Below are 23,807 nucleotides of genomic sequence, written 5' to 3'. Positions count from 1 at the left end.
ATGCTCTAGGGCGCAACCATTGCGCCCCTACGTTCTATTCGTTCACGTCTAAAAAACAATGGGAAAACCAACTGGCTTCATGGAATATCTGCGTGAGGTGGCCGAAGATGTGGCCCCGAGCGATCGCATTCACAATTGGGATGAATTTCATCTGCCTATGGCGGAGGAAGCGCTCCGGGATCAGGGGGCGCGGTGTATGGATTGTGGTACCCCCTTTTGCCATACGGGGATTGAAATTAGCCGTATGGCCAGCGGTTGCCCGATTAATAATCTGATTCCAGAATGGAATGATTTGGTCTATCGGGGTCTCTGGTCGGAGGCTCTCGATCGCCTCCATAAAACCAATAATTTCCCCGAATTTACCGGCCGGGTTTGCCCTGCACCCTGTGAAGGAGCCTGTGTTTTGGGGATTACCAGTCCGCCGGTGACGATTAAAAGTATTGAAAACGCCATTGCGGAAAAGGGTTGGGAATCGGGCTGGATTACCCCCACGCCTCCCAGTCAACGGACCGGCAAAAAGGTGGCGATTGTCGGCTCTGGCCCGGCGGGGTTAGCGGCGGCGGATCAACTCAACCAGGCGGGCCATTGGGTGACGGTGTATGAACGGGCCGATCGCCCCGGTGGCCTATTGATGTACGGTATCCCCAATATGAAGCTGGATAAACAGGGGGTGGTGATGCGCCGCCTCGATGTGTTGGAAGCCGAAGGGATCACCTTTGTGTGCAATACGGAGGTGGGCAAAGATCTCCCGGCCCAGCAATTGCTTAATGAATTTGATGCGGTGATTCTCTGCACCGGCGCCACCAAACCCCGAGACTTGCCCATTGAAGGCCGAGACTTGCAGGGGATTCACTTCGCCATGGAATTTCTCACCGGCAACACCCGCACTTTGCTAGAAGGGGAAAACACCCGTGATTTCATCTCAGCGGCGGGTAAGGATGTGGTGATCATCGGCGGTGGCGATACGGGAACCGATTGTGTCGGCACATCGCTCCGCCAGGGTTGCAATAGCGTCACTCAATTAGAAATTATGCCCCGGCCGCCGGAAACCCGCGCCGCCAATAACCCCTGGCCTGAATGGCCGAAAATCTACCGCATGGACTACGGCCAGGAGGAAGCGGCGGCCAAGTTTGGGGCTGATCCTCGCGCCTATGTGCGCACCGCAACTAAGTTTGAGGGGGATGAGCAGGGCCAGCTTAAAGCCGTGCATACTGTCGAAGTGAATTGGCTAAAAGATGACCAAGGCCGGTTTATTCCCCAGCACGTAGCCGGGACAGAAAAGGTGTTGCCGGCCCAGTTGGTGCTATTAGCCATGGGCTTTTTGGGACCAGAGCAGCCGTTGCTCGATGCCCTGGGTTTAGATCGTGATGCCCGCAGCAATGTCAAGGCAGACCATGGGGAGTATCAAACCAGTTTGCCCAATGTATTTGCGGCGGGAGATTGTCGTCGCGGTCAAAGTTTGGTGGTTTGGGCGATTAATGAGGGGCGAGGGGTAGCCCAGGCCTGCGATCGCTTCCTCATGGGCAGCAGCGACCTCCCCTAGGGTTAATTTTTTGAAGGAAGATCTCGTGTCATGGCTCTGCCATGGCTGCTCACGGCTCCTGACACGCGCAAAGCGTCCCCGCTCGGGGTAGAATGGCTTGGATTAACGTATATCGATAACCCAGTTCGGACTCCCGTTGCAATGGCAGAAACCCTATTTTTCAACGCCTTAAAGGAAGCCATCGACGAAGAAATGGCTCGTGATGAGACTGTTTTCGTCCTCGGTGAAGATGTCGGTCACTATGGTGGCTCCTATAAAGTGACCAAAGATCTCTACGACAAATATGGTGAGCTGCGCTTGCTAGATACCCCCATCGCCGAAAATAGTTTTACGGGTATGGCCGTCGGCGCCGCCATTACGGGCCTGCGTCCCATCATCGAAGGGATGAATATGGGGTTTCTCCTGCTGGCCTTTAACCAGATTGCCAACAATGCGGGGATGTTGCGCTATACCTCCGGCGGCAACTTTACCATTCCCATGGTGATTCGCGGCCCCGGTGGGGTCGGACGCCAGCTTGGGGCGGAACATTCTCAACGGCTCGAAGCCTATTTTCAGGCGGTTCCGGGGCTAAAAATTGTGGCCTGTTCGACCCCCTACAATGCCAAAGGCCTACTCAAAGCCGCCATTCGTGACAACAACCCGGTCTTGTTCTTTGAGCATGTGCTGCTCTATAACCTCAAAGAAGACCTCCCCGATGGGGATTACATTGTTCCCCTCGATAAAGCGGAAGTGGTGCGCCCTGGAGCACAAGTGACCCTGTTGACCTACTCACGGATGCGTCATCATTGTGTCCAAGCCGCGAAAACTCTTGAAAAAGAAGGGTTTGACCCAGAAATCATCGACTTGATTTCCCTCAAACCCTATGACTTAGACACCATCGGTGCGTCCATTCGCAAAACTCACCGCGTCATCGTGGTTGAGGAATGTATGAAAACCGGCGGGGTTGGGGCTGAAATTACGGCCAGCATCAATGATCATTTCTTTGATGAACTCGATGCACCGGTGTTGCGCCTATCTTCTCAGGATATCCCCACGCCCTACAACGGAACCCTTGAACGCTTGACCATTGTTCAACCTCATCAAATCGTTGAGGCGGTTAAGAAAATGGTGGCGTTGCAAGTGTAACGTTTAACAAAGAAAACTTGCGGTTCTTCTAACTCTGTGCTATGCGTCGTCAACAATCGCTGCTGATTCTGATTTTTGTTCTCTTGGTGAGTGCGATCGCCATTCTGGTTCAAGTTCCCCTCCAGTTGGGGTTGGACTTAGAAGGGGGATCTCAGTTGACCATTGAAGCACAGCCAACCGAAGAAATCCCGGTCATCAGCGATCGCGACCTAGAAGCGGTCTTGGTGGTCGTGCGTAACCGGGTCGATGGCCTCGGGGTCAGTGAACCCCTGGTGCAGACCGTCGGGGAAAATCGCATTTCCGTTCAGCTTCCCGGTGTCAGTGACCCGGCTCAAGCTGAACGGGTGTTGGGGGGAACCGCACAACTGGAATTTCGTGAACAGGTCAGTGACCCCGAAGTGGAGGCTCAGCTTCAGGTGCGCCAGGAAGAACTGCTGGAGTTACTGCAAGAACAAGAACGGTTAACTGGAGAAGGGAGAGAAGCGGAACTGGCCGCCAACCAACAGGCCATCGCCGCCAAAGAAGAGCAAATTGAGGCGTTAACCAATCAGCTCTATCGTGGTGTGGGACTGACGGGGAAAAACCTCGAAGATGCCAATGTCACCTCAACGCGCATTGATGGCGTCTGGAGCGTCGTTATTGATTTTGACCGAGAAGGGGGCGAGAAATTTGCCCAACTGACGCGCAACATTGCCGGAACGGGACGACGGTTAGGGATTTTCCTCGATGACGAACTAATTAGCGCTCCTGGAGTGGGTGCAGAATACGCCGAGACGGGAATTAGTGGCGGCGGCGCTCGCATTGACGGCCAATTTAGTCTTGAAGAGGCGAATACCTTGGCCACTCAGTTACGAGCCGGGGCCTTACCGGTTCCCGTGGAAATCGTCGAAAACCGCACCGTCGGGGCGACCCTGGGACAAGATAGTATTCGTCGCAGTATTTATGCTGGGGTGGGCGGACTGGTGCTGGTGTTAGTGTTTATGGTGGTTTATTATCGCCTGCCGGGGGCGATCGCCAACCTCTCGTTGACCATCTACGCCATCCTCACCCTAGCCTGTTATGCGCTGCTCGGAGTGACCCTAACTCTACCGGGGATTGCGGGGTTTATCCTCAGTATTGGTATGGCCGTCGATGCCAACGTACTCATTTTTGAGCGTACTCGTGAAGAACTGCGAGGCGGAAAAACCCTCTATCGCTCCGTCGAGTCTGGGTTTTATCGGGCCTTCTCCAGTATTTTAGACAGTAACGTCACCACCCTGATTGCCTGTTTAGCCCTGTTTTGGTTCGGAGCGGGTTTAGTCAAAGGCTTTGCGGTCACCCTGGCCATTGGTGTTGGCGTTAGTATGTTTACCGCCATTACCTGTAGCCGTAGCCTCATGTTCTATGTGCTAACTCTACCGAACCTGAAAAAACCTGAGTTTTTCTGTCCTAATCTGACGCCACAACTGGCTAAACGTTAACGCCCTTTTTGGGATACAAGACAGACGAAATAGGACGAATTTAAACGTTTAGACACCTAAGAATCGGCGGTTACATCATTCTAGTCCGTCAAATCTAAACTGTCAGCCATCACCGTTCACCTCTCCTGACCTCCAAGCCCCCATCGACACGATGAAACTGAGCGTAACCCGACAACGAAGCCTCTGGTGGGCGATTTCCATCGCTTTCGCCGTGATCAGTACCCTGGCCATGGGACTGTCGATCGCCCGGTTTGGGGCGCCGTTACCCCTGGGGTTAGACTTCACAGGAGGGACTCGCCTACAACTGGAGCGAGACTGCACCATCGCCAACACCTGCGATGGCCCCATTGATGTCACGGCCGCTCGTCAAATCCTAGCCGAGCAAGGCTTAGGAACCAACGTGCAGGAGTTTGGCGAAAACGAACAGGGGTTAGTGGTACGCACCACCGATTTAGACGTGGAGGCGCGATCGCAGCTCGAAGCCGCCCTAGAAGAAGAATTGGGAACCTTTGACCCCGAGAAAACCCAAATTGATACCGTAGGGCCAACCGTAGGACGACGTTTGCTGCGATCGGGGCTACTGTCCCTCATCGTCGCCAGTTTGGGCATTGTCGGCTATCTCACCATTCGCTTTCAGCTCGATTACGCCCTGTTTGCGATCGTCGCTCTATTTCATGACGTTTGGATTACCGTGGGCCTGTTTGCCCTATTCGGTCTGGCGACCAACTTTGAAGCCGATAGCCTCTTTATTGTGGCACTGCTGACCATCGTCGGCTTTTCCGTCAACGATACCGTCGTCATCTACGATCGCGTCCGCGAAACCCTGAAATTCAACCCAGACAGCGACATTAACGACATCGTCGATGATGCCGTTAACCAAACCCTCACCCGTTCAATTAATACCACCGCGACCACCGTTCTGCCCCTACTAGCCATCTTCATTTTTGGCGGCGAAACCCTCAAATACTTTGCCCTGACGCTGATAGTGGGCTTCGTCCTCGGGGCCTACTCCAGTATCTTTATCGCCACCGCCGCCCTAGCACTATGGCGGGAAAAACATCCCCAAGCGGCGGGTCTTGCTACGGGAGAGGAGAGTCGCGAGGAGAGTCGTGAGGAGAGTGGCGAGAGTGATAACAGCACAAGAGCCTCCCTCGACGAGTCCTCATCGGGATAATGGAGACAATCCCGACAATCGAGGCAATAATCAGAATACGGGGTGTTTTAGATTAACGTAAACCTGTGATGTCAGACCCCCAAGCGTCCACCTTTCAACAACAACTCCAACGTCTGCATCGCCTAACCGTAGTTGCTCGTTGGTTGCTGGTCATCGTCCTTTGGCTCAGCGTTGGCCTGATCAGCCTCTGGACCTTACGCCCCGAGATTGCCCTATGGCTCGATCACTTTACCTGGGTGGCTCTGTGGTACGCCTTTCGTCACTATCCTTGGGCCGCCTTAGGTGTAGGAGTCTGTGTCGGCTCGACGGTCTCCGTGCTAGTCTGGCAAAGCCGCAATATCATTTGGGGGATGCCGAATCCAGAACGTCGTCGCCTCGAACATCAACTGTGGCGGATTCGTGCCAATGGGGCGAAACATCCCCTTTGGAAATGGGTCGTCGCCGGCGACCAGGATTCAGACTCCTCGAAAAAGTAAACATCAGGACGTTAATATGAAATCCATATAGGTGTTATGGTCGCCTCGATCAGTCTGGCGGGGATGTAGCCCGACACCTGACTTCCTTTAGCGTTTTTGAACATGGCACCTCGCGCCCTGAGAAACGTCAAGTTTCCCAAATCTCTACCTGCGCTTATGTTCGGTCCGACCTCCTTTCGCCGCATTTTGCTGTCGCGAATTCTCCTCCTCAGCGTCCCCGTGTTGCTGATTGGACAATATGTGACCTACCGCAAAGCGCGATCGAGCTTACTCGAAACAGCTCGTCAGAACCTGACCGAAAGTGCCATCCGTAAAGGAAATCGCATTGAAGAGCGATCGAACTCCCTGAAAACTCAATTGCGTCTAGCCAGTGAAACGGCGGCCCTGGAGTCCGGGTCTGTCCCCAGAATACAGGCCTTTCTGGACAACTTCCGCGAACAACTCCCCGATACCGTGACCTGTCTGGAAGTGACGGACTTAGAAACTCAGACGGCCATCGCCCAAACCTGTAATGACCAAATTTTTAGCCCCCCTCCGCCCACCTGGTGGCCTGAATCCGAAACAAGTTTAAATCGGACTCTATTTATAACAGCCGACATTGCTGAGAACGTCAATTCTGCCCCCGTGGCCACTTCGAACACCCTCAAACCCCGAAGAACCGAAATTACCTTAAGTGCGCCCATTTATCCTGAAGAGGCGACTCGTCCGCGCTACGCCATCAGTCTGCGATCAGTGTTGGAGCAACTCGACGAACCTGGGGAGCGCGCCGGCTCCCTAACGGGGGAAACCGTCGTGATTGATAACCAGGGCGTGATCCTAGAACATCCCAGGCCCCAATTAGTGGGTAGCAACATCGAGAGCCAACCCAATTTTGAACGGATGCAAAGTCTGGTCAACAGCGCCCTGGTGGGGAATCAGAATTTTCAACATCTACTCTCGTTTACTGGCCCCGAAAAGGAACTGCTCAGTGGCTATACCGCCATTGACTCACCCATCTCCTCGGTGGATGACGAGGACGAGGACAGGCGCTGGGTTGTCCTGGCCGTGACTCCCCTCGATAACGCCTTGGCCGGACTAGAACCGATCCGTCAGGTTATGTTTAATTTAGTTCTCGGACTCTTAGCGGCGAACCTGATTGCCACACTCTACCTGGCCCAAGACTTAGCCCGTCCCGTGGAAAAATTGGGGGAATATGCTCGCAATATCGAGTGCAACACCGCCTCAGATCCCATGCCCGCTAAATTCTTTATTCAGGAGTTTAACCAACTCTCAAAAGCCTTAAATCGGGCGATCGAACGTTTAAAAACCTGGGCGCAGGAACTCGAAGATGCCTGGACGGAATCGAAAAACGCCAACCGCCTCAAAAGTGAATTTTTGGCCACCATCTCCCATGAACTGCGGACTCCCCTCAATGGCATTATCGGCAGTTTGCGGCTGGTTCGGGATGGCTTTTGTGATGATGAAGCCGAAGAACAGGAATTTTTACAACGGGCCGATGATGCCGCCGTTCACTTGTTGGGGATTATCAATGATATTTTGGATATCTCGAAAATTGAGGCCGGAACCCTCTCGGTGGTCATTGAATCGGTGGATTTGATGAAGTTGATCGCCGAGGCGATGGAGTTAAATCAAGCCGCCGCGCGGGATAAGGGGCTAGTCTTATCGACCCAGGTGGCGGCAGAAACCCCGATTTGGGTACGGGCTGATGCCGCTAAACTGAAACAGGTGTTGCTCAATGCGATCGGCAATGCCGTCAAGTTTACGGAAACCGGCGAGATTTCGGTTCAGGTTCGGGTGGAAACGGGAACCTCTGACGTTAGTATGGCCCAGTATGGAACTCAATATGTTGTGGTTGACATCATTGATACGGGCATTGGCGTCGATCCAGCGGATTTCGAGAAGTTATTTAAACCCTTCGTTATGGTTGACGGTTCGAAAACCCGCCGCTTTGGTGGCACTGGCCTTGGTTTGGCCATTTCACGAAACTTAATGGATATGATGAATGGTTCGATTCGTCTCGATAGTGCTGGCGTCGGTTCGGGAACTACGGTAACCCTTGAGTTGCCCATGGCTCAGAAAAATGTATCGTTAGAGAAGACCTCCACCTTGGCTGAGGCTGACTCTGACTCAGATTTGAGATGATAATAGAGGCTGTGAGGGTTTCACAGTCTCACTCAGCCGGTTTCCCTTATGAAGACACTCCAATTTTTGACTCGGCGCATTGAGCGTAAGTTGCACCACTGGCGTGATGGCGGCAGGCAAGACGATTCGATGACTCGACACTCATCGGTTAATCCTCGAAGTTCTTCAGGGGCAGCCGCTCTGTCGGGGAATTCGCCTCGTCGGGGAAATGTGTCAGGGCCGGTGTCTACGGTGGTGGCTGTTTTGTGTTTAACCGGGGCCTTGGGGCAGCGCTTTTATAATCAACCCAAACTCGATGTGGGCAGCCGTGCGCCGCAAACACTGGTTGCTCCGCGATCGGATCGGGTTGAAGATCGCAAAACGACGGAGGAACGTCGCCGCAGCGCTCGCTTAGGGGCTTCTCCGGTGTTGATGGGAGATCCCACGATTAATCAGCGCGTTTTGAGTGAGGTGAAACGTTATCTTGAGCAGGGAAATCGTCTCCGAGAAGCGGTGGGAGAGTTCCCTTATGTGGATACGGGGCTGCTCTCTGAGGAGGTACAACGCTATCTTCGCAATGCGTCGAGTTGGGAATGGCGCGCGATTCAATGGACGTTGTCACGGCGACTTGAGGAGACGGTTGACACGACAGTTGAGGCCACTGAGGAACCTTTGTCGGAGTTGGAGGCGGAGGCGGCTGAGGAGGTGGTGGTGGAGACTCGCCACGAACAGATGTTACAGGCCAGTCGCCTGGGGGCGGTGAATGGAGCTTCTCAGGTGCTGTCGGATCTGTTGCAGAGTCAGACGAGTCCGATGAATCAGGCGATCGAACAACTGGTTGTTGGCTCTCAACAGTTGGATGAGGATGGTGTTGAGGCGTTGATTACGGCTATTGAGACGGCTCGGGAGCAGTATGCTCAAGCGCTGGAGCAGTTATCTGAGGTGTCGTATCCCAATGGCCAGCCGGTGTATACGAATACTCTACTCAATTTGTCGGCGGAAGATTGGCAGCAAACCCGCAACACCACGTTACAGGTGGGACGACAAATGTTGGCTCAGGGAATTGCGCCTGGGGTTCCGCCGACGATGTTGCAGGATTCGGTGGAGATGCAACTGTCGTTGGCGCTCCCGGATGCCCAGATTCGTCATTTGATGAGTACTCTGTTGATGAACGCCCTGGAGGCGAATTTGGTGACGGACCCCGATCGCACTCGGGAACGGGCTGAGTTGGCGGCTCAGGCTCAGGAACCGGTCTATGTGTCGGTCGAGGCGGGGGATGTGATTGTTGAAGCCAATGAGGTGATTAGTCAGCGTCAGTTTGTGCTGCTGGATCATTTTGATTTGGTGCGCCGAGATCCGGTGAATTGGATTGGCTGGATGGCGTTTGGGGGGACGGTGTTTGTGGCGGTGTCTCTCTATGGGGTTGTTGAACGACGTGTCCATCCGAAAATTGGTAATGGCGATCGCCTCCTGATTCTCTTATTAAGTCTCAGTGCGCCGGTGATGGTTCTGTTTGGTGTGCCGACGACGAGTTTCCCGGCCATTGGTTTGGCGGTGGGCAGTTTTTATGGCTCCTGGATGGGGGTGACGGTGGTGGCCCTGTTGAGTCTGATTATGCCCATTGGCTTGGAGATTGAGTTGGGCTATCTCATGGCTGGGGCCATTAGTGGCGCCATTGGTGGGGTGATGGCGGGACGGCTGCGATCGCGCGAGGAATTGGCGCTGTTAGGGGTAGGAGTCGGCTTCGCTCAAGGGGCCAGCTTCTTCCTCATCACGGTAACAAGTCTGCTGTTACAGGGAACCACTGGACCGTTATGGTCGTTGTTACTCGAAACGGCTCTGTGGCAAGGACTCTGGGGGGTTGGCTGGAGTATTGTTGTCCTGGGGGTCAGTCCCTATCTGGAACATCTGTTTGATTTGGTCACCCCGATTCGCTTGGCGGAACTGTCTAATCCTAATCGGCCGTTGCTCAAACGCCTGGCGGCGGAAGCGCCGGGAACGTTCCAACATACGTTATTTGTGGCGACGTTAGCTGAGTCTGCGGCGAAAGCCCTCGGCTGTAATGTGGAGTTGGTGCGAGCCGGGACTCTCTATCATGATATTGGTAAGATGCACGACCCTCAGGGATTTGTGGAAAATCAGATGGGGGGTCCCAATAAGCACGATCGCATCAATGATCCCTGGAAAAGTGCCGCGATTATTAAAAAGCACGTGACGCAAGGATTAGTTATGGCTCGCAAAAGCCGGCTTCCTAAAGCGATTCAGGCCTTTATCCCGGAACATCAAGGGACGATGTTAATTGCCTATTTTTACTATCAGGCAAAACATAGTAATCGTCGCGAGGTCAAGGATGCCGATTTCCGTTACGATGGCCCGATTCCTCAGTCGAGAGAAACGGGGATTGTCATGTTAGCAGATTCCTGTGAAGCGGCGCTGCGATCGCTCAAAGATGCCACCCCCGATGATGCGCTTTCCATGGTGAATAAAATTCTCCGCGCTCGCTGGCAGGATAATCAGTTGGTTGACTCCGGCTTAACTCGCGCAGAAATGGGAAAAATTGCCGAGATTTTTGTGCAAGTTTGGCAACAGTTTAATCACAAACGCATTGCCTATCCGAAAGCCGTTTTATCGAACAAGTAACCCCATCCCTTAAGCCTCATTGGGCTGGGTTAACACTTCGAGAATATACTCGCCTTGGTTGACGGAGGCGTTACTAGAGAGGTCATAAACCAGTCCCGATTCTTCGGCGTGACAGTTGAGGAGTTGGGGCAGATTCCCCTCTCGGTTGAAGACGAGAAGTTGATAGAGGAGTTGTTCAGCCTGAATCCAGGTTCCTAACATGACACGGGATTGAATCACACCTCCTTGTTTGGCATAGTATTTTTGCGTTTTGCTTTTGGGGAAAAATTGCACGGTTTTCGAGGCGGTTTGAATGAGAGGAAACCGTTGAATATCTAACATCCCTTTGCTGACTAGGTAATTTTTAACGCCTCGAACGCCGCGATAGACGGAATCGGGATTAATTTGCATTCCAGACCCGAGTTCTAGGGTCCAAGCTTCTAAGTCAAATTTGACAACTTTTCCTGATTTTTCTAACTGTTTTTCTAGGCTTAGCCAGGGTTTCATGAATGCTTCATCAAAAGCATCCCCGTCATAGCGATCAAGAAGGATGGCGGTGTTAAGCAAAAAGTATTTAGCGCTGGCTTCTCGCCCCTGAAAACAGTAAAGATAATCAAAGGATTGATTGGTACTGCTATGTAAATCTAACACATAGTTGGCGTCTAAACATAAGGATTGAAGCTGGTAGCGATAGTGGTCTTCAAAGGGAAGTCCCGACGCTCTATTTTCTGCCTGTTTGAGTTCCTCGAAGCGACTTCTGAGTTGCTGGAAAAAGTTTTTTTGGATTTGTTTGGAGTTGAGGTGAAGTTGGGTTTTAGCAAATTCCGCAATTGAGGACTGATTCTGATTCTCTAGGTCTTTTTCATAATCCCAAAAAATTCGATTCCAATCGGTTCCTGTATAGGGATTATAGCGACCGCTGGCGTAGTGGTGCGATCGCTGATTGGTGGCGATAGGATTACAGGTGGGAACCAGCCAAATCTCTCCCCGGAGCTGGGAGGCGTCTAGGTCACTCAGAAACTGAATTAGCTGATAAATAACGGCATTTCCTGACAGTTCTGCCCCATGTAAGTTGGCTTGCAAATAGGCTTTTTTTCCCGGAGTCGCGCCGCGAAATTTATAAACCTGAATGGCCAGAGTATCTCCTGAGGCCAGATGCGCGATGTCAACAGAATCGATATCAGGAATCATAGGGCAAGTTGGGAATAGCCATGGCGATCGCCGTTAAGCCTCGCTTGGGTTCAATTTTATCATTGCCCAAGTCGTATAAGTTCCGATGGGACTCCAGAGCAGATAGGGCAACAGTAGTAGTGTAGCCGTCAGGGACCGGGGTTGGATGGCGATCGCCAACAGAAGCGCCAACACAAAACCCGTGGCCCCAATGAGGGTTCCGGCCCGCAAACTCTCTAGGCGACACATAATCGGAGTGTAAGACAGGGTCACCACTTCCAAAACCAAGTAGTATCCCAGCAATAGCCAGCGATTGAGAGAGTCTGGGGTCTGATTCCACACCAAAACAGCCGACCAGCCCACACCAATAAAAACAATCGTCCAAATCAGGGGAATTAAGCGCTCAAAAGTTAACCACTGAGGCCGTTGGAGACGATTAAACCAACGCAGACCACCCGCCGATAACAGGCGGTTGCAGCCGACGCCTAGCACAATCATGACCAGAGGAATCGTGAGCCAGGTAGGAAGTGACATCAATCGCAATCAATAATGAAGAAGTTAACAGGCGATCGCACCGTTGCTGGCGCTGTAACTCAATGACATCTCAATCTTATGTCCTTAACGGGGGGCCATTGCCAAGCGTCACTAGCCAGTTTTATTACCATAATTTCTCAAAAAAAGCAACAATATTTAATAAGATTAAATATAAATTTAGGGAAAGTCAGGGTCAAGGGCAGGACAAGCCGTCAAATTGCCCCAATCCCGAGCTGGTTTCGTTGCAAATTATTACAATCTGTTTCATTCCGTCACAACTTCAGGGAACTCCCGTTCACAGATCCGAGTGCCGTGCTAGGATTCACCATCAGATAGACGTAAGCGATGTATAGGAGAAGAACTTTGGGCATTCGGGTTGCTGTTGTTGGTTCTGGACCGGCTGGATCATCTGCCGCCGAAACGTTGGCAAAGGCAGGCATCGAAACCTACTTGTTTGAGCGCAAGTTGGATAACGCCAAGCCTTGTGGAGGAGCCATTCCCCTGTGTATGGTCAGCGAATTTGACATCCCCCCAGAGATTGTGGACCGTCGGGTTCGCAACATGAAAATGATCTCCCCCTCCAACCGCGAGGTGGACATCCGCATTGTCAAACAAGACGAATATATTGGAATGTGCCGCCGAGAAGTTCTCGACGGCTTTTTACGCGATCGCGCCGAAAAACTCGGAGCGAATCTCATCAACGGAACCGTTCATAAACTCGAAATTCCCACGAGCGACACCGCTCCCTACGTCATCCACTATGCCGATCACTCTGACGGTAGCCTAACCGGGGAAAACAAAACCCTGAAAGTGGATGTCGTCATCGGTGCTGACGGTGCCAACTCTCGTGTGGCCAAAGCCATCGAAGCCGGAGACTATAACTACGCCATTGCTTTCCAAGAGCGGATTCGTCTCCCGGAAGACAAAATGGCCTACTACAACGACTTGGCGGAAATGTACGTCGGTGACGACGTGTCTCCCGACTTTTACGCTTGGGTGTTCCCCAAATACGACCACGTGGCTGTGGGAACCGGAACCATGCGGGTCAACCAAGCCAAAATCAAGAAACTACAAGCCGGGATTCGCGCTCGGGCCGCTCGTCGTCTCGAAGGTGGAGAAATCATCAAAGTTGAAGCCCACCCCATCCCTGAACATCCCCGCCCTCGTCGAGTTCGTGGCCGCGTCGCCCTCGTCGGTGATGCCGCCGGAACGGTGACCAAATCCTCGGGAGAAGGGATCTACTTTGCGGCGAAATCGGCCCGGATGTGTGCTGAAACCCTCGTTGAAACCACCAACGCCGGTCAGAAACTGCCCACGGAAGATGACCTAAAACTCTACATCAAACGCTGGGACAAACAGTATGGCATGACCTACTTGGTGTTGGATCTGCTGCAACGAGTGTTCTATCGCACCGATGCCACTCGCGAGGCCTTTGTGGAAATGTGCGACGACAAAGATGTGCAGAAGCTGACGTTTGACAGCTATCTGTATAAAACGGTCGTCCCCGCCAATCCTCTGGTGCAGATGAAAATCACCGCCAAGACGATTGGTAGCCTGTTGCGTGGTAACGCCCTCGCTCCCTAAGCCTCACCCTCAAACCTAAACTCTGCGCGAGAAGCTATAACCGGCTTTCTCGCGCTTTTTTTGGCTCAAGACTCCCCTGAACTGGCCGCAAAACCTGATAGGATCAGGGTTCTAAGGCAAAGTCTCAAACCGATTGCTCGTGCCGGACGAGGGCGCACCACTTGCGGATTGCCCCTACGTTCTGTCTTCCCCTCCCCAGAGGGGTTAGAGGTCGGTTTCCCCTCTTGCCTCTTGCCTCTTGCCTTTTGCCTTCTTCTCCCCTGTTCCCTATCTCCATGGTTAGAATTCGCCGTCGCTCCCCCAATCCCCCCGTCAAAACCGAAGGTTGTCAGTATCAAGTTCCAATTCCCGATGCCGAACCGGCTAATATCCTAGAGGAGATTGTCTGGCATAAAGAAACCGAAGTCGCCAAACTCCGCCTCTATATGCCGCTGCGGGAACTCCAGAAACAAGTGGCGATCGCCCCCCCTCCCCGAGACTTCATCGCCGCTCTACGTCAGGGAAACACCAACCCCGCCTTAATTGCTGAAGTCAAGAAAGCCTCACCCAGTAAAGGCCTGATTCGCGAGGATTTTGACCCCGTGGCGATCGCCCAAGCCTACGAAGCCGGTGGAGCTAGTTGTCTGTCAGTCTTAACCGATCAGAAGTTCTTTCAAGGGAGTTTTGACGATCTGCGGGACGCTCGCCAGGCCGTGAATCTGCCCGTATTGTGCAAAGACTTTGTGATTTACCCCTATCAGATTTATCAGGCTCGGGGTAAAGGGGCCGATGCTGTGTTGTTGATTGCGGCGGTTTTGGGAAATCGCGATTTACAGTATTTCCTCAAAATCACCAAAATCCTGGGAATTACGGCCCTAGTTGAAGTCCATACCCCCGAGGAATTCGATCGCGTCCTGGCCCTCGATGGCATCGAACTCATCGGCATCAACAATCGTAACTTAGAAGACTTCAGCGTTAACCTACAAACCACCGTAGACTTACTCGCACCCCGCCAACGCCAGATCCAAGACAAAGGCGTTGTGATTGTCAGCGAGTCGGGAATGTTTGCACGTCCTGACCTCGATCGCGTGGCCGCCGCCGGGGCCAACGCCGTCTTAGTCGGGGAATCCCTGATGCGACAAGCCGATCCCGCCGCCGCCATTGCTGAGTTATTTTCCAGCTCATCGACGGCCAATTGAGCCTCGCGCCCTCACGGGCCGCAGTACAATAAATGGTAATGTCCGGCCAACGTCTTAGACACTGTTTTGGCTCGTTAAACCCTGCACGGTCAGCGTTGTGCTATCTATCTACCCCACCCATTACGACTTAATATGGAGCCGCTTCCTCTCCCCTCTCACATTCATTACGAGTTATTATTGCAACTCCTTGAACGTCAAACTCTGTTTTCAGTCAATCACTATTCCGAGGAACGACGACAAATTGATGAGTTGATTATGACCCTGCGTAAAGCTCTCTCTCAGCAGAAGCGACTCGAACAAGCCTGTCAGATGAAGGGGGTTCGAGTTGACTATCGTTGGTCCTTGAATCAGGCCATTGATCATGCGGCCCGGGTTGGCGATCGCGAAGCCAGTTAATTACCCTGGCCTCGGGAACCCAGCCCGTTTTTCGTTAAACGGCAAGTCCCAGTTGTATAATGACGATCTTTAGCGATCGCCAACGTGTTATGGACGACAAATTAATGTTAATGATTCCGGGTCCGACCCCGGTTCCCGAAAAAGCGCTCACCGCCATGGGACGACATCCCATCGGCCACCGCAGCGGCGAGTTTTCCGACTTAGTCGAGGAAGTCTTAGCCGATCTCAAATGGCTCCATCAAACTCAAAATGACGTGTTAGTCGTCACCGCCAGCGGAACCGGAGCCATGGAAGCCGGGATTATCAATGTTCTGAGTTCGGGCGATCGCGTCTTAGTCGGGTCCAATGGTAAATTTGGCGATCGCTGGGCCAAAGTGGCCAAAGCCTATCACCTCGACGTCCAAACCATTACCGCTGACTGGGGACAACCCCTCGACCCCGAAGCCTTCCGCCAAGCCTTAGAAGCGGACACCAACAAAGAGATTAAGGCCGTTATCCTCACCCATAGCGAAACCTCCAGCGGGGTGCTGAACGACCTCGAAACCATCAATCGTCATGTCAAGGCCCATGGAGAAGCCTTAATTATCGTCGATGCGGTTACCAGTTTGGGCGCTTGCAGCGTCCCCGTCGATGAGTGGGGTCTCGATGTGGTGGCCTCAGGGTCTCAGAAAGGCTATATGATTCCTCCAGGGTTAGGCTTTGTTTCCATGAGCGATCGCGCTTGGAACGCCTATGACTCCTCCAACCTACCCCGGTTTTACTTTGACCTCGGCCCCTATCGCAAGAATGCGGCCAAAAACACCACCCCCTTCACCCCGCCGGTGAACCTATTTTTTGCCCTACAAGCCTCCCTCCGCATGATGCGGGCCGAAGGACTCGACAGCATCTTTGCTCGTCACGATCGCCTCAAGCGAGCCGCTCGTGAAGCCGTCAAAGCCATGGGATTACCCCTACTCGGTCCCGATGACTGCGCCAGTCCAGCAGTGACGGCGGTGGCCCCGACCACCGTTGACCCTGAACAAATCCGTTCAGTGATGAAAAAGCGCTTTGACATTGCTCTCGCGGGTGGACAAGACCATCTCAAAGGTAAAATCTTTCGGATTGGTCATTTAGGCTTCGTCAGCGATCGCGATCTTCTCTGTGCGATCGGCTCTCTCGAAGCCACCCTCGAAAGCCTAAAAGCCGGCCACGAGACAGGAGCGGGAATTACCGCCGCCGCCAAAATCCTCAACGCCGGCTAGAGTCACTCTCACGACTCTTTAAGCCATGATCCCCCTGACATGACTCATCTCAGGGGGATCGTCTACCTCAAACCCGCAGAAAATAGGACTCAACCTGAGTAAAATCTTGACGTTTTAAAGCGTCTGGGTTAATAAAAAAATAGAAATAATCGCTACAAGCAAAAGGATCTTGAACTTCTAAAAGTAACTGTCCTTGCGCGTCTTCAAGCAGATCAGGGACATCAGAATGCAGGTCAGGATAGCCAGCCAGTTGACAAGGAATGTCGGGTTCTGGCGACTCATCTCGATAGTCAGACCACCAATCCTCAAAACCCAACTCATCACAGAGTTTGGCTAACGCCTCAGGGAAAGGCAGATGTCCCATACTGTAACGATAATCTAAAAAAAGAGCCTCTCCTTGGCTAAAATCAAGACCATAGATGTGATCATACCATTCGTTGTGTTGACGAGTCTCTTGAGTAAACTCAAAATTGGTGACTAACCTCGTTTCATCCCGGTCAATCTCCTCAATATAGCGAATCCTATGCTGTTGAGGACTCAGCTCACACATGGGAACATTAAGACCCACAAAAAATTGTAGTAATCCTTGGCGGGGTAAAGGAAAGTTAGGAATTTCAGGAACTTCAGCACAGTTGATTTGTAGGAGAAACATCATCAGTTCTCCCGTTTCGGCATCTCTGGGATAATCTAAGGCTTTCGGGAGATAGGGATATCCCCCCATCTTGCTGCTCCAGAGCGCTAAAGGGTCTTGCTGTGCTGTCTTTTGCAGCCAGCCTTTATTCTGTAAATTGATTTGGATATAAGGGACAAATTTATCTTGCAAAAATGCTTTTAGCGGTGCAAATTCTGGGGGTAAATCTGCCAAAAAATCATCATTTTTCATATCATTTTAGTCCTTAAAGATTGACCAAAAACCATCCCCAAACAGACAAAAAATCTAATTTCAAAACTTTCAGTCAGGAGTGAGAAACCGAGTTTCTTCAAGAAACCCGGTTTCTGGTATTCGACCCAAATTGCTCCAGACTCAGGGTCTCCCAAACAGCACGTGTCATTGCGAAAATTCCCTTAAAGTTACTTTAAGTTCTTGCAGACAGGGATATTATGACAAGAGATGCAATGCAACCCCCAATTCCCGATTAGACCGCTTCTAACCAATCATAAATCTGAGATAATTCATCCAGGGTGACGAACCCGTATTTCCAGAGAATCATCGGTAACGGTCCCGCGTCCGTATCTCGACGACGCAAGGCGATCGCGATCGAGTCTGGCGAGAGAGATAACTCCTCTTGCAAAAAGTTAATAAATTGTCGTTGTCGTGTTGCTCCCATGATGGCTTGGCTCCCCCTTTGATGATCACCGATATCTCACGTAAACTAGGGGTATTATCGGGCGCAAATTGCCCAAATCCACGAACTGGCGGGCCAGCTTGCAAGCTGGCTACATTAGTGTCGTCAACGATAACGAGCCGTCGTCGGTTCACCCCTGGAGGGGTCGAACAGGTATCAAACTGGCTACCTCAAGCGTCCACCGATATCAACTCACCCCAGTCACTCCATTTTGAGATGACTTACGATCACCGCCCCTGTTCGGTGATCGTTAAGCCACTACCCTAACAGAGTTTCATAGTGTTGAATGGATACAGTGGCAACATTTTCACAAACATTTAACGATCGCCCCTAGGAGTCATCCCGAACCACCTCAAGGCGATCGCCGACCTCAATTCCTAACTCCGCCGCGCGGCCCCCTCGCAGTTCCAGCACCGCATCCACGGGAACGCCATCCCCTGGCCCGTAAGTCGGACAGCGAGAAGCCACCGTGTTACAGGGGGGAACATCCACCGCTAAGCCAACAACTTCCCCCTCCAACAGAAAAATCATGTCCAAATTGATGCGGACATTCTTCATCCAGAAACTGACCGGCCGGGGAGGATTGAAAGGAAACAACATCCCGCGATCGTCCGGGAGGAACTCTCGGTACATCAACCCCATAGCCTGTTGTTGCGGGGTACGGGCCACCTCTAACTCCAGACGGCGATCGCCCACAGACACATAGGCCTCAATCGGTAATCGTTGTCCCCGTGACGAAGACTCATTCGCCGGAGTCGTGGCGGTGTCAGGAGTCGGAGAATCCGCCACATCCACCGCCGACGAGTTCCCACCATTGATTGAACAACTTGCTAAAACCAACACGGTCAAAACCATAAGCACACAGCGGCTGCTGTAACCGCGATAACTTGGGACTAAATTCAATCGGGACAGACTCAATAACCTTGTCACTATCCTTTGTCCTGTTGTCACGTTACCTATACCCCGACGTTGAGCAATTAACCGGATTGATCGCAGCCACAGCCAGGATATCGCCATCCTCTTAGTCCCGTCCTTGAGCCACATCTCGCAGTCGCTGCACCACAAAGGGGCGATCGAGATACGAAAGGAGATTCCCCGCCTTCGGTCCTCGTTCCTTGCCTAAAAAGCTATGATAGAGCGCCGGAAACGCCTGTTTTGGCGGGAGTTCCAGCAACTTGGTGGTGGTGAAAATCTCCGTTTGTAGCGTTTCCCCGTCCCAGGTTTCCAAGTTATCGAGGCGCGTCGCCAACTCCCCTAAATACTGACGTTGGGCCTCCTCCAACCCCTCCACCGATGGGGGAATCTCATCAATATATAAAATGAGTTTTTCTTCAGGGTCTGCGTAATCATTCAGCCACTTTTGAGCCACCTCAATCCGCTGACGCACCACCTGCTGATCCAACTCCGTCAAAGGCTGTTCACTGCGTTTGTGAACCTCCGCCTCGATATCGAGATGAGGAACTTGAAGCAGAGAAATCAAGGTACTGAAATCAAAGGGGTGATAAGGCTGAATCTGGTCATCGAGTTGCGAATACAGCAGGGCCAGTAAATCCTTACTGAGATCTCCCTGTTGTTCCTGAGCACTGAGGCGACCATACTTCTCGATCGCCGTATCATAATCCCGGAACAGTCGCGTGATGGTTTCGTAGTTGGGGGAGAAGTTAATCGCCGTTTTCGGCTGAGTCCGCAACATCAAGAAGCGCAACAGTTGCGGCGGTAGCAGATTCGCCACTTCCCGCGCACTGGCCCCAACCCCTTTCGAGGAACTCATTTTAGTTCCCCCCACCAGGATAAACTCATAGGGAGAATGGAAGGGGGGTCGTTTGTCAAAGACTTTGCGATAAATGGCGTTGGCCACATCCCGAGACCCGCCTTTTTGCGAGTGATCTTTCCCCGCTAACTCAATCGTGACCCCCAAGAGATCCCATTTCGCGACCCATTCGACTTTCCAGGGGAGTTTACCGTTTCCGTCAAAAGGAGACACCCAACCGGAATGGCCACAGCCTTTGACATAGCTCATGGCATCGGGTTTACAGGTATAAAATACCTCCTTGCCATTGTAGTCACTGACCACCGTCGTGGCGATTTTGCCGCAGTTCTCACAGATGGGATGGAAGGGATACCAATTCTCGGCCCGTTCGGCGCCACTGACTTGTTTATAGGCCTCTCGAACCCGGTGAGCCTTCTGCAAGAAGGTATCGATATAGGAGTTTAGGCGGCCTTGGCGGTAGAGATCTCGTAGATAGTAGATTTCTGGACGCACCCCGAGTTCTTCAAACACCTGAAAGAACTCACCGCTGTAGTATTTCGCGTAGTCACTGGCACCCTCACCGGGGGAGGGGACATTACACAGGGGTTGTCCGAGATACTCCCTGAAGCGAGCGTCATCGAGATAGGCGGGAATCCCATCGAGAGCATCATAGTCATCAATCCCATAGAGGAACGTCACCGGTTTATTGGCACGCTTCAAGGCCCGATAAATCGTGTCATGGACAATCACGCCTCGCAACGATCCCACATGAACCCGTCCCGAGGGCGTTTTGGAGTCGTTGACGACGCTGTCGCCTTGTGTACTTGCGGCAATTTTATCAGCCCAAAACATAGCCAGAGTTTAATGAAGTGAGTTAACTGAATGTGATGTTGATGGGACGTTGCCCTAGGGTTGCCCAATCTTAGACAGACCCCCATTCTATCACCGTGACGAGAGATTTTCCAAGGGCAGCTCAGTTGGAGGGGTGGGGGTTCGACCTACTCATCCCATTCTAGGGTCAGCGATGGCATTAACCGTTGTAAATTTTTCAGAGATTTTCCTTGCCAGGGAATCGCCTTCGAGCCACGGACAATCATCGTCACTGTTTTTTTATGGCGAACCTTAATCACGAATTTCGAGAGCATACTAATGCCCGAACTATTGAGAAATTCTAGCTCTTGTAAATCGAGAACGACCGGCGATCGCTCACGACTAGCGACATCATCAAGTAGCTCAGCAATGGGAGCATATTCAGCCATTCCACTGAGTCGAAGAGAGCCTTGACAGGATACCGTCGTCGTCTCCGGGTCGTAGCAAATACGATAATCGTCCGTCTTAATTTCCATAATGCACTGTTAACGTTCACAGAGGAGAAAACCTCCTTTACCGAATGAGGCTGCGATCGCATCCTCGACTTACCCAAACCTAGCAAAGTTGGCGTCTTCAAGTTAGCCTATCTTTACTATGCCATGAATAGGCCAGCAATGACCCGACAGGACGACCCGAGGGGGAGCGTTCTCAAGTGACGTCACACCGAGTCGTCAACCGAACCGCGAACGGCTGTTTAAACCGGAAGCTGAACCATCGTTGTCACCGCAACGACTTCAGGATCTTTCTGAACCGTCTCAAACTTCCAGCCTAAGCGAGCCATATAATCACTCATCATCGTCAGATACCCCAAACGAGAACTGGTACTCATTTCCTCCAAAGCATTTTTCTCCAACTGACGGAGATACATCTCCTCAGGATCGCAGGAGGTGAGTTCCTCAAGATAGCTCTGAAACTGAGAAATTTTCTCAGGTTCAACACTATTGGTCGTAAAAAACATCAAACAGTTTGGATGAAGTTGTAGTTGAATGCTGATGGGAAACGCCGAGCGTTCATCAGTGAACTTCATGGCATTTTCCAACAGTTCATTCGCCACAAACCCCACCGCACTCTTGATTTCTGCCTGACGGCGCATCGAGGCTGGGTTCTCTTCATTGCCCAAAAAGAACGTCGTCAAGTAGTCAGCCATAAAATCAGCCGACAGTCCATTATTGCGCCAACGTTGTTTCAGAGGAACCGAACTGGGGGAAAAGCCAATAATTAAAAACTCTGGGCTATTTGGCTCACCCTCACAATAGTCCCCGAAAATTTGCGTCATATCTGCCAAGACTCCCGAAGAAGCTACTTTTGTTTCATTACTAATAAAGTAATATCATCGTAAACCCTTTGTCGCCCAATATGACGGCGTAGGTCTTCAATGGCTGCCCGTCGAATGATATCAGCGGGTTCACGCAAATAGTGTCGCACAACATCGCAGAGTCGTTCAATCCCATAGAAACATCCCTGCTCATCTTCGGCCTCAGTGATCCCATCGGTGTATAACACCACCACGTCTCCGGTACTGAGTTTGAGGATTTTCTCATCGATAAACTCACTGATATTGGCCTCCAAGCCAATGGGGAAGCCCAAATCGATGGTGTCAATCCGCTCAATCTCTCCCGTAGCGCGGACGACAATCGTTTCTTCATGTTGTCCACTCAGGCGAATTTCCCCATCTCGGTAGTCCAGTAAGGCTAACGTGAGGTGGCGATCGGAGTCCATGCGTTGCACATTGCCGTAAATGGTGCGATTGAGGGTATTGAGAAAGTGTTTGGGATTGATCTCATCGTTTTCTAGCAGCGTCCGCACCGCCGTTTGCACCATCAACATCAGCATTCCACTTTCGAGGCCATGGCCGGTGACATCCCCAATGCCAATTTTAACGCCGCCATCATGACACAGAACGTCATAGTAATCGCCCCCCACTTCCGTGGCGGGTTCCATATAACCCGAAATCTCTAACCCCATCACCGCCTTGAGTTCCCGATTTTTGGGCAATAACATCTTTTGCAGACGACGGGTGATGTCCAATTCTGCCCCCAGCCGTAGGTTTTCCGCTTGCAGGCGATCGTTAAGGAGCGTAATTTCCCGATTCGCTTCAGCCAAGGCCGTTTCCGCCTGTTTACGCTCGGAAATATCTCGGAAAATGGCGGTATAGAACGAATGGTCTCCCACACAGACCTTAGTAGCCGTTCCTTCCAGGGGAATCCCGATCCCACCGGCCCGCTGGCCCACCAGTTCGGCCCGTCCTTCGAGTAATAGCCGAGGCAAAGGATCGGCTTTCTCGGAACTGGCATCCCAATCAATCAGCGACATCAAGGATTTGCCCAAAATGGTCTGGCGCGGATAGCCGAAAATGGTCTCCGTACTGGGGTTGGCGTTGGTGATTTTCAGGCCATCGGGGGTAAAGGTCAAAATCGCATCGCTGGCGGTGTTGACGATCGCATTGGTACGGTTAACAGCATCTTCGAGGGCGTCCATCACCTGGTTGTAGCGTTTGGCGATTTGCCCGACTTCGGTGAAGGGTTCAACGGGAACCCGCAAACTCAAATCCTGGTTTTGCGCTTGAGACTCCATCACCTGGAACAGATCATAGATTTCGGTTTTGGCCCGATGTTCAGAGACATTTAACCCCATTTCCTCATCTTCGGGGGAGACGCGCAAGGGAACCCGTGAATGGCAAAAGCGCAAGAGGGGGTAGGTAATGCCAAAGGCCCACAGGCCCGCCACCAGAACCGCCAGCAGTTGCACTAAAAACTGTTCTCCGTGACTCAGTCCGGTTCCCAACAGCTCTAAATCGCCAAAAATGGCCACCGCCAGGGTTCCCCAAATGCCGCCGCCGAGGTGAACCGGAACCGCATCAACGGCGTCATCAATGCGAAAGCGCTTCAGGAGGGAACTGGCCAGGAGGGTCACCAGTCCGCCACCAATGCCAATGAGAACCGCGCCGGAGGTGGTGACCACGTCACAGGAGGCGGTGATGGACACAAGACCGCCGAGGGAGCCGTTGAGGAGCAGTTCGACTTCGGGAACTCGATGGCGGGACCAACTGTAGAGGGTGGCGGTCATCATCCCGGCGACTCCGGCCAGAACCGTGTGGACCATAATCGCGGCGACGCGATCGTTAAAGGCCAGGGTACTCCCCCCATTGAACCCGAGCCACCCCAGCCAGAGGAGCATGGTTCCCAGCACCGATAGGGGCAGATTGGACCCTTGTATTTTC

At 52.2% G+C, this 23,807-nt stretch carries 20 protein-coding genes; 11 read left to right on the top strand and 9 right to left on the bottom strand.

Annotated elements, in window-relative coordinates:
• Window positions 1-58 precede the first annotated feature (58 nt).
• The 7 genes from gltD to R6U67_RS18225 all read left to right on the top strand — a co-directional run bounded on the left by gltD (window position 59) and on the right by R6U67_RS18225 (window position 10,539).
• Complete coding sequence (gltD, locus tag R6U67_RS18255) at window positions 59-1,543, top strand: glutamate synthase small subunit (RefSeq protein WP_410253869.1); 1,485 nt, start codon at window positions 59-61, stop codon at window positions 1,541-1,543.
• Between the two features lie 141 nt (window positions 1,544-1,684).
• Window positions 1,685-2,668 (top strand): alpha-ketoacid dehydrogenase subunit beta, encoded by a 984-nt coding sequence (locus R6U67_RS18250; protein WP_410253881.1) that lies wholly within the window; start codon window positions 1,685-1,687, stop codon window positions 2,666-2,668.
• Window positions 2,669-2,709: 41 nt separating this feature from the next.
• Window positions 2,710-4,128: a protein translocase subunit SecD gene (gene secD, locus R6U67_RS18245; protein WP_410253868.1), complete on the top strand. Its 1,419-nt coding sequence runs from the start codon at window positions 2,710-2,712 to the stop codon at window positions 4,126-4,128.
• A gap of 151 nt (window positions 4,129-4,279) precedes the next feature.
• Window positions 4,280-5,302: a protein translocase subunit SecF gene (gene secF / locus R6U67_RS18240; RefSeq protein WP_410253867.1), complete on the top strand. Its 1,023-nt coding sequence runs from the start codon at window positions 4,280-4,282 to the stop codon at window positions 5,300-5,302.
• Window positions 5,303-5,370: 68 nt separating this feature from the next.
• A complete protein-coding gene (locus R6U67_RS18235; protein WP_410253866.1) occupies window positions 5,371-5,778 on the top strand; it encodes a hypothetical protein in 408 nt (135 codons plus the stop codon).
• A 156-nt stretch (window positions 5,779-5,934) separates the two neighbouring features.
• Window positions 5,935-7,920: an ATP-binding protein gene (locus tag R6U67_RS18230; RefSeq protein WP_410253865.1), complete on the top strand. Its 1,986-nt coding sequence runs from the start codon at window positions 5,935-5,937 to the stop codon at window positions 7,918-7,920.
• A gap of 48 nt (window positions 7,921-7,968) precedes the next feature.
• Complete coding sequence (locus R6U67_RS18225) at window positions 7,969-10,539, top strand: HD family phosphohydrolase (protein WP_410253864.1); 2,571 nt, start codon at window positions 7,969-7,971, stop codon at window positions 10,537-10,539.
• A 9-nt stretch (window positions 10,540-10,548) separates the two neighbouring features.
• On the opposite strand, the gene R6U67_RS18220 is transcribed toward R6U67_RS18225, so the two are convergent.
• Both R6U67_RS18220 and R6U67_RS18215 read right to left on the bottom strand, forming a co-directional pair.
• Complete coding sequence (locus tag R6U67_RS18220; protein ID WP_410253863.1) at window positions 10,549-11,709, bottom strand: succinylglutamate desuccinylase/aspartoacylase family protein; 1,161 nt, start codon at window positions 11,707-11,709, stop codon at window positions 10,549-10,551.
• Window positions 11,710-11,742: 33 nt separating this feature from the next.
• Window positions 11,743-12,222 (bottom strand): TspO/MBR family protein, encoded by a 480-nt coding sequence (locus R6U67_RS18215; protein WP_410253862.1) that lies wholly within the window; start codon window positions 12,220-12,222, stop codon window positions 11,743-11,745.
• 363 nt (window positions 12,223-12,585) lie between these two features.
• Here R6U67_RS18215 and chlP point away from each other — a divergent pair, with 363 nt between their 5' ends.
• The 4 genes from chlP to R6U67_RS18195 all read left to right on the top strand — a co-directional run bounded on the left by chlP (window position 12,586) and on the right by R6U67_RS18195 (window position 16,621).
• Window positions 12,586-13,806, top strand: a complete 1,221-nt coding sequence (gene chlP / locus R6U67_RS18210; protein WP_410253861.1) for a geranylgeranyl reductase — start codon at window positions 12,586-12,588, stop codon at window positions 13,804-13,806.
• A gap of 275 nt (window positions 13,807-14,081) precedes the next feature.
• Window positions 14,082-14,984: an indole-3-glycerol phosphate synthase TrpC gene (trpC, locus tag R6U67_RS18205; protein WP_410253860.1), complete on the top strand. Its 903-nt coding sequence runs from the start codon at window positions 14,082-14,084 to the stop codon at window positions 14,982-14,984.
• Window positions 14,985-15,116: 132 nt separating this feature from the next.
• On the top strand, window positions 15,117-15,380 hold the full coding sequence (locus R6U67_RS18200; protein ID WP_410253859.1) for a DUF5340 family protein: 264 nt from the start codon (window positions 15,117-15,119) through the stop codon (window positions 15,378-15,380).
• 89 nt (window positions 15,381-15,469) lie between these two features.
• Window positions 15,470-16,621 (top strand): pyridoxal-phosphate-dependent aminotransferase family protein, encoded by a 1,152-nt coding sequence (locus tag R6U67_RS18195; protein WP_410253858.1) that lies wholly within the window; start codon window positions 15,470-15,472, stop codon window positions 16,619-16,621.
• A 67-nt stretch (window positions 16,622-16,688) separates the two neighbouring features.
• Here the strand turns inward: R6U67_RS18195 and R6U67_RS18190 are convergent, their stop codons facing one another.
• The 7 genes from R6U67_RS18190 to R6U67_RS18160 form a co-directional block, all read right to left on the bottom strand.
• The gene (locus R6U67_RS18190; RefSeq protein ID WP_410253857.1) at window positions 16,689-17,504 is read right to left on the bottom strand and encodes a DUF1963 domain-containing protein; all 816 of its coding nucleotides are present in this window, start codon (window positions 17,502-17,504) and stop codon (window positions 16,689-16,691) included.
• Window positions 17,505-17,757: 253 nt separating this feature from the next.
• Window positions 17,758-17,949 (bottom strand): DUF2949 domain-containing protein, encoded by a 192-nt coding sequence (locus R6U67_RS18185; protein ID WP_410253856.1) that lies wholly within the window; start codon window positions 17,947-17,949, stop codon window positions 17,758-17,760.
• A gap of 348 nt (window positions 17,950-18,297) precedes the next feature.
• A complete protein-coding gene (locus R6U67_RS18180) occupies window positions 18,298-18,810 on the bottom strand; it encodes a DUF192 domain-containing protein (RefSeq protein ID WP_410253855.1) in 513 nt (170 codons plus the stop codon).
• A 178-nt stretch (window positions 18,811-18,988) separates the two neighbouring features.
• Window positions 18,989-20,569, bottom strand: coding sequence for a lysine--tRNA ligase (gene lysS, locus R6U67_RS18175; protein WP_410253854.1), 1,581 nt, complete (start codon window positions 20,567-20,569; stop codon window positions 18,989-18,991).
• 146 nt (window positions 20,570-20,715) lie between these two features.
• Complete coding sequence (locus R6U67_RS18170) at window positions 20,716-21,063, bottom strand: slr1659 superfamily regulator (RefSeq protein WP_410253853.1); 348 nt, start codon at window positions 21,061-21,063, stop codon at window positions 20,716-20,718.
• A 218-nt stretch (window positions 21,064-21,281) separates the two neighbouring features.
• Window positions 21,282-21,863, bottom strand: coding sequence for a slr1658 superfamily regulator (locus R6U67_RS18165; protein ID WP_410253852.1), 582 nt, complete (start codon window positions 21,861-21,863; stop codon window positions 21,282-21,284).
• Window positions 21,864-21,886: 23 nt separating this feature from the next.
• On the bottom strand, window positions 21,887-23,807 hold a 1,921-nt coding region (locus R6U67_RS18160), incomplete at its 5' end, for a SpoIIE family protein phosphatase (protein WP_410253851.1).

Source organism: Sodalinema sp. (genome assembly GCF_046483825.1).
GTDB lineage: Bacteria > Cyanobacteriota > Cyanobacteriia > Cyanobacteriales > Geitlerinemataceae > Sodalinema.
This window is presented reverse-complemented; position numbering and strand designations above follow the sequence as displayed.

Bases quoted from the DNA above. Each gene is read 5' to 3' on its own strand.
- gltD (WP_410253869.1), top strand. From the start codon at position 59: ATGGGAAAACCAACTGGCTTCATGGAATATCTGCGTGAGGTGGCCGAA.
- R6U67_RS18250 (WP_410253881.1), top strand. From the start codon at position 1,685: ATGGCAGAAACCCTATTTTTCAACGCCTTAAAGGAAGCCATCGACGAA.
- secD (WP_410253868.1), top strand. From the start codon at position 2,710: ATGCGTCGTCAACAATCGCTGCTGATTCTGATTTTTGTTCTCTTGGTG.
- secF (WP_410253867.1), top strand. From the start codon at position 4,280: ATGAAACTGAGCGTAACCCGACAACGAAGCCTCTGGTGGGCGATTTCC.
- R6U67_RS18235 (WP_410253866.1), top strand. From the start codon at position 5,371: ATGTCAGACCCCCAAGCGTCCACCTTTCAACAACAACTCCAACGTCTG.
- R6U67_RS18230 (WP_410253865.1), top strand. From the start codon at position 5,935: ATGTTCGGTCCGACCTCCTTTCGCCGCATTTTGCTGTCGCGAATTCTC.
- R6U67_RS18225 (WP_410253864.1), top strand. From the start codon at position 7,969: ATGAAGACACTCCAATTTTTGACTCGGCGCATTGAGCGTAAGTTGCAC.
- R6U67_RS18220 (WP_410253863.1), bottom strand. From the start codon at position 11,709: ATGATTCCTGATATCGATTCTGTTGACATCGCGCATCTGGCCTCAGGA.
- R6U67_RS18215 (WP_410253862.1), bottom strand. From the start codon at position 12,222: ATGTCACTTCCTACCTGGCTCACGATTCCTCTGGTCATGATTGTGCTA.
- trpC (WP_410253860.1), top strand. From the start codon at position 14,082: ATGGTTAGAATTCGCCGTCGCTCCCCCAATCCCCCCGTCAAAACCGAA.
- R6U67_RS18200 (WP_410253859.1), top strand. From the start codon at position 15,117: ATGGAGCCGCTTCCTCTCCCCTCTCACATTCATTACGAGTTATTATTG.
- R6U67_RS18195 (WP_410253858.1), top strand. From the start codon at position 15,470: ATGGACGACAAATTAATGTTAATGATTCCGGGTCCGACCCCGGTTCCC.
- R6U67_RS18190 (WP_410253857.1), bottom strand. From the start codon at position 17,504: ATGAAAAATGATGATTTTTTGGCAGATTTACCCCCAGAATTTGCACCG.
- R6U67_RS18185 (WP_410253856.1), bottom strand. From the start codon at position 17,949: ATGGGAGCAACACGACAACGACAATTTATTAACTTTTTGCAAGAGGAG.
- lysS (WP_410253854.1), bottom strand. From the start codon at position 20,569: ATGTTTTGGGCTGATAAAATTGCCGCAAGTACACAAGGCGACAGCGTC.
- R6U67_RS18170 (WP_410253853.1), bottom strand. From the start codon at position 21,063: ATGGAAATTAAGACGGACGATTATCGTATTTGCTACGACCCGGAGACG.
- R6U67_RS18165 (WP_410253852.1), bottom strand. From the start codon at position 21,863: ATGACGCAAATTTTCGGGGACTATTGTGAGGGTGAGCCAAATAGCCCA.